Below are 2,146 nucleotides of genomic sequence, written 5' to 3'. Positions count from 1 at the left end.
GGCGTCGGCCACCTGGCGGTACTCGGTGAGGGCGTCGGGCCAGCGGCCGAGCCAGCCGAGGCCGACGGCGACCTCGCGGCGGCTGACCAGGGTGTCCGGGTGGTCGGGGCCGAGGACGCGCTCGCGGATGGCGCACACGTCGCGGGACTCGGCGAGGGCCTCCTCCCAGCGGCCGAGCCTGCCGAGGTTGACGCCGAGGCCGTGGCGGGCACGCAGGGTCTCGGCGTGGGCGGGGCCGTGGACGCGGGTGCGGTCGTCGACGAGGGCGCGGTAGAGCGTGAGCGCGTCGGTGCTGCGGCCGAGCCGGCCGAGGCTGATGCCGACCTCGTAGCGGGCGGCGAGGGTGTCCGGGTGGTCGGGGCCGAGGGCCTGCGCGCGGGCCTCGGCGACCTCCTGGTACATCCCCAGGGCCTCCGGCCAGCGCCCCAACTGGCCCAGCAGGTAGGCGACCTCGCACCGGGTGACGAGCGTGTCGGGGTGGTTCGGTCCGAGCACCCGGGCGCGGGCGCCGGCCACGTCGGACGCCATCTCGTACGACTCCTCCAGGCGTCCGAGGCGGCTCAGGTTGAAGGCGAGGTTGTGGCGGCAGCGCAGCGTGTCGGGGTGGTCGGGACCCATGACGCGCTCGCGCACGGCGAGGACGGAGGTGTACGCCTGGTGGGCCTCGAAGTGGCGGCCCAACTGGCCGAGCACGTACGCCGTTTCCTGCCGGACGGTGAGCGTGTCGGGGTGGTCGGGGCCGAGCACCCGCTCCCTGGTCCGGGTGACGTGGGTGTACTCGCGCAGGGCGTCGGCGGGGCGGCCGGTGCGGCTGAGGGTGAAGCCGACCTCGTAGCGGCTGGCGAGGGTGTCGGGGTGGTCGGGGCCGAGGACGTGCTCACGTTCGGCGGCGACCGCGCGATGCACCTCGCCCGCTTCCGTCCAGCGGCCGAGGCGTCCCAGGCTGAGGCCCGCGTTGTGCCGGCCGGACAGGGCCCTGACCGCCTCCGGGGGCGGGGTGGGGCGTTCGGTGTGGACGGGCTCCTCGACGCGTCCGGTGGAGGGGCGGACGATCCAGTCGCCGGTGAGGCCCGCCGAGGCGTCCGGCGGGGTGGTGCGCAGTTCTCTGCCCGCCGCCTTGTGGCCGGTGGTCATGCCGCGGGTCCAGGACGGCAGACGGGGCTCGTGGGACGGGGGCTGCTCGGGGCGCGGCTGCGCCGACGGACCGGCCACGTGTGCCTGGACCGAGGGCGTGACGGGGCGCGACAGGACCGTAGGGACGTAGAGGGACGCCGTTCGGCCCTCGTGGATCCTGCGGCCGAGCTCCCTGGCGTCGTGCGGTCGCTCGTCCGGCTGTTTGGCGAGCAGGTCCAGGATGATCCGCTCCACGTACTCGGGCAGCTCGGCGCGGTGGCCGCGCGGCGGTTCCGGCGGGGTGTCCCGGTGGCCGACGAGGACCGCCCATGCGTCGTCGAGGTCGAACGGCGGTACGCCGGTGGCGATCTCGTACAGCACGCAGCCGAAGGAGTACAGGTCGCTGCGGTGGTCGACCTGGTCGCCGCCGATCTGCTCCGGTGACATGTAGTGGGGGGTGCCCAGGGCGATACCGGTGCCGGTGAGGCGGGAGGTGAAGCCGATGTCGTGTCCGAGTCGCGCTATGCCGAAGTCACAGATCTTCACCGTGCCGTCGGTGAGCCGCATGATGTTCGCGGGCTTCAGGTCGCGGTGCACGATGCCCTGCTGGTGGGTGTAGGCGAGGGCGGCGGCGGCCTGGTCGGCGATCTCGACGACGTCGTCGACGGGCAGGGGGTGGTGCTTGTTGTCCTCCAGGAGCTGGCTGAGGTTGCGGCCCTCCAGTAGCTCCATGACGAGGTAGAGCACCCCGTCGGCCTCCCCGAAGTCGTGGACGACGGTCACCCCCCGGTGCTGGAGGGCGGCGGCCACGCGTGCTTCGCGGCGGAACCGCTCCCGCAGTACCCGGGTGAAGGCCTGGTCGTGCTGCGTGTTCAGGGGTTTGAGGCACTTCACGGCGACACGCCGGCCCAGTGACTCGTCTCTCGCGCGCCAGACCTCGCCCATCCCGCCGCGCCCGATGAGATCGAGCAACTGATACCGGCCCTGGATCAGCCTGGTGTCCCCCATGGCCTGCGATCGCCCCCGTGTGTCC

At 73.5% G+C, this 2,146-nt stretch carries 1 protein-coding gene; it reads right to left on the bottom strand.

Going from position 1 to position 2,146, the window contains the following annotated elements:
• Positions 1 to 2,121 (bottom strand): serine/threonine-protein kinase (locus tag FNH08_RS49205; RefSeq protein ID WP_152778456.1); only part of this gene is annotated, 2,121 nt, incomplete at its 3' end.
• Between the last annotated feature and the right edge of the window lie 25 nt (positions 2,122 to 2,146).

Origin of the sequence: Streptomyces spongiae (assembly GCF_009377185.1) — a bacterium.
In the GTDB taxonomy this organism is placed as follows: domain Bacteria; phylum Actinomycetota; class Actinomycetes; order Streptomycetales; family Streptomycetaceae; genus Streptomyces; species Streptomyces spongiae.
This window is presented reverse-complemented; position numbering and strand designations above follow the sequence as displayed.